We start from the raw sequence: 4,186 nt of genomic DNA on the forward strand, positions 1-4,186 counted from the left end.
TTATCGAGGATCATTAATACAGTACTTAAAAAAAGCTTTAGTGATTTCATTAATGAATATCGCGTAGCGGAGGTAAGCCGAAAAATGCAGGATTCCGCTTATGACCACATAACCCTGCTCGGTATAGCATTTGAATCAGGCTTTAATTCGAAAACCACTTTTAACCGTACTTTTAAACAAATGACCGGTAAAAGCCCGGTAGAATATAAATCCGAACTGAAAAAAGAGCGACCATATTATAATTTGGAGCGCCATTCCCGTTTTGCGGCAATAATTTCGAACCAGGAAGCGGCTCCAAAGTGGACCGCTGAGAAATCTAACCGCAAATTTATGTTCAAGAATTACTTCAAAATTGCCTGGCGTAACCTGATGCGCAATAAAAGCTATGCCAGTATCAATGTTACCGGCCTGGCAATAGGTATTGCAGCTTGCCTGCTCATATTCCTGGTTATTCAGTTTGAAACAAGTTTCGATAACTACCATGCTCATAAAGACCGCATCTACCGTATCGTGACGGTAAACAGCGGGCCTGATGGAACGCATGCCGGTGCCGGAACGCCATTGCCATTAGTTGAAGGAATGAAACTTGATTTTCCGCAAATAAAGCAGTTGGCCAACATCATGAAGAACGATGGTTCGCATTATGCTGTGGGAGATGGGCAAGGCGGCGCAGCGAAAAAGTTTAAAGAAGATCTGGCATACTATGCCGATCCCGGATTTTTCCAGATTTTTAATTTTAAGTGGCTGGCAGGAGATAAAAATACAGCTTTAGCAGCGCCCAATACTATTGTACTGTCTCGTGATGAAGCTGATAAATTTTTTGGCGATTGGCACATGGCGATGGGGAAAATAATACGGTACGAAAACAAACGCGATCTGAAGGTGACCGGAATTCTTGAGAATGCCCCGGTCAATACTGATTTTCCGATGAAACTGGCTGTCTCCTGGGTTACCCTTATCGGAAAAGGGGGCGATCTTAGTAACAACGCGCAGGATTGGATAAGTACTTTCGGCGATAGGAATTGTTATATCATTTTACCATCGGGGATGAATGGAAAGCAGTTTAATAATGAACTTGCGGCATTTGCAAAAAAGCATGTGCCGGCACCTTATAATAAAAATGAGATCTTCCAGCTACAGGCGTTGAAAGATATGCATTACAACACCGAAGTAGGGATATATAGCGGACATCCGTTCAGTAAGCAACTGATCAATGTTATCAGTTTGATCGGTTTATTTCTGCTGATCATAGCCTGCGTTAACTTTATCAACCTGGCTACAGCCCAGGCTGTAAACCGCTCAAAAGAGGTGGGCATACGTAAAGTTTTGGGTAGCAACCGATACCAATTGGTTTTGCAATTTATCAGCGAAACCTTGATCATTACTTTATTTGCTGTCATACTGGCTTCAATAATCTCGCTTATAGCTATGCCAATGTTGAATAACTTGCTTGAGATTCAGCTGAGCATGAGTTTTCTGGCAGATCCGATCGTGATCTTGTTTTTAGCAGGGGTAGTTATTGGTGTCACCTTTTTGGCTGGGTTCTATCCGGCACTTGTTTTGTCGGGATTTAACCCGATAGCCGCGTTAAGGAACAAGATCAACGCCGGGCGCGCGAGCGGGATCTCTTTACGTAGGGTGTTAGTGGTTGGACAGTTCTGTGTAGCCCAGTTTTTGGTGATTGGAACCCTGGTATTGATCTACCAGATGAATTATTTTAGAGGCAAATCGCTGGGGTTTAATAAAGATGCTGTGATCACTGTTCCTTTTCCGGGCGATAGCATCAGCAGGGCAAGGGTAGGTGCGTTGAAGGACCAGCTTTTACAGCAACCCGGAATTAAGGATGTAAGTGTTAGTTTATACGCCCCGTCTGATAACAGCGGTTGGTTTAGCGACTTTAAATTCAATAATGCGGCTAAACAGGTTGATTTTGGCGCATGCCTGAAATGGGCCGATGTTGACTATTTTAAATTGTACGATATTCAATTTGTAGCAGGCGGGCCCTACAATAAAGCTGATACCATATCGGGTTATGTTGTTAATGAAACATTGATCCATAAACTTGGCATTACCAACCCGAAGCAAGCCATAGGCAAATACATTATGCTATGGAATGATAAGAAATTGAATGCACGGATTACAGGTGTGGTAAAGGATTTCAATATATCATCGCTCAAGAATGCCATTCCGCCGGTGTTGATGGGCTCGTGGAAGGCACAGTATTCTAAGTTGAATATCAAGATTCAATCACTGAATGTAAGGCAGACCCTTGCAAGTGTTGAAGGCTTATGGAACAAAGCTTATCCGGAAGGCGTATATGAATATCATTTCCTCGACAAAACCATCGCTGATTTTTATAAAAATGAGGATGAATTATCTACACTTTTTAAAATATTCGCCGGCGTAGCCATCTTCATTTCATGCCTTGGGTTGTATGGCCTTGTATCATTTATGGCTTTACAACGCACCAAAGAAGTGGGCATACGCAAAACATTAGGCGCTTCCGTGGGCCATATTATATACCTGTTCTCTAAAGAGTTTACAGTGCTTATCGTCATTGCTTTCGCTGTATCGGGCCCTATCGGCTACTATTTCATGCATAAATGGCTGGAGGATTTTACCTATAGGATCACCATCGGGCCGGATATATTTATCATGGCATTATTGGCATCTGTTGCCATTGCCTGGACAAGCGTAGGTTACAAGGCCCTGAGAGCGGCGCTGGCTAATCCTGTGAAGAGTTTGAGGAGCGAATAAATCGACAGGGTCTTCGGCCCGAGGTAAGTAGCTTATTTGCAATAGATGTGGGTAGTTGTCAGGGCTTATAAAGCTATTTAGTTCATGGTTTGTGCTGCCATTGCTTCATTTTATGAAGATGCAATAACAAAAAGCCGCTCTGCGAAAACAGGGCGGCTTTTTTGCCCATAGAGGAAAGAATCTCGAATAGCTTTACAGATATTTTGTGTGTTTTGACAGATCAATTATACCTGATCAACACTTTTGTTGCCAGTTGATCAGTGCCGTCAATTTTTTCGGTGTATTTGAGGCCCAGTAGCTCAGTTACTAACGGGTAAATATCCACATTGGGGAATGGCCCAATTTGGATATGCTGCTTAAATGCAGGCCCCCAGGCAAAAAAGATGGCGTGAACATCTTTTACCGCAGCCGGGTCATAGCCGTGCTGCCCGATGTCAAGTTTCCGGTTGTAAATGTTGAACAATTTGGGCCAGTGCGGCAGTAATATGATATCGCCTATACGGTTGTACTTGTCATCGCTTGTTGAGCGGTGTAAATGTGCCGGCATATTGTCGCGGAGGTAAACGTCATAATCGCCGCCTTCGTTTTTTAGTGCCTGGTAGGTTTTTTGTATATCGGTCGGATCTTTGGCAATCAGCTCTACCATCATTCTATCGCCGGAGATAATAAACCTGGAAGTATCCAACGCCGAGGGAGTGGGCAGCGGATGTTGAGTGTCCGGCTGGCCCATGCCATGGTCAGATACAAAGATGAAATTAACATTAAGTTTCGTAGTCTTTACTGCTTTAACCAGTTCGTAAACGGTAGAATCGACGTTATGAACAGCATCGATCACCTGCTGCGAATTAGGGCCGAAGTCGTGCCCGGCGTCGTCAACAGGGGGGAGGTAAAAGGTGATGAGGTGCGGCCGTTTATCGGCGGGCAATTTCAGCCAGTTAACCACATCCTGGATACGGTTGTGGATGGAGATTTTTTCATTATGCGGGTAATAATAAGTAGAGTAAATGCCCTTGATAGGGGTGTTGGAACCCACCCAATAAAAATTGGCGGCAAGCATTTGTTGCTGTTCAGCCAAGACCCAAAGCGGTGTGCCGCCATACCAAACGGGGTTTTGAGTTTCTGTTTTTTCGCCCGAATCATAGTATCTCTTCAGCTTGCGGTCGTAAAAAATGTTTTGAACGATGCCATTGTGCGCTGGATACAAACCAGTTGCCATGGCATAATGGTTTGGGTAAGTGGAAGAAGGAAGTACCGGGATCATTGATGCTGACCTGACACCTTCCTGAGCGAAAGCCAGCAAATGCTCCGCTTTGTATTTATCGGCATAATCATACCGGAAACCATCGGCCGAGATCAGGATCACATAGGGCTTTTGCTGTTGTGCGGCGCTGTTTCTCCTGCCGGGTACGATACGCTGCGTGATATCCTG

Annotated in this window: 2 protein-coding genes; one reads left to right on the forward strand and one right to left on the reverse strand. The window is 44.3% G+C overall.

Annotated features, from left to right (window positions below; genetic code table 11):
* Nucleotides 1–2,757 (forward strand): FtsX-like permease family protein (locus tag VF500_RS21245; RefSeq protein ID WP_330861600.1); only part of this gene is annotated, 2,757 nt, incomplete at its 5' end.
* Nucleotides 2,758–2,977: 220 nt separating this feature from the next.
* On the opposite strand, the gene VF500_RS21250 is transcribed toward VF500_RS21245, so the two are convergent.
* Nucleotides 2,978–4,186, reverse strand: a 1,209-nt coding sequence (locus VF500_RS21250) for an ectonucleotide pyrophosphatase/phosphodiesterase (RefSeq protein WP_330861601.1), incomplete at its 5' end; no start/stop codon positions are given.

This window comes from Mucilaginibacter sp. (genome assembly GCF_036383575.1).
Classification (GTDB): domain Bacteria; phylum Bacteroidota; class Bacteroidia; order Sphingobacteriales; family Sphingobacteriaceae; genus Mucilaginibacter.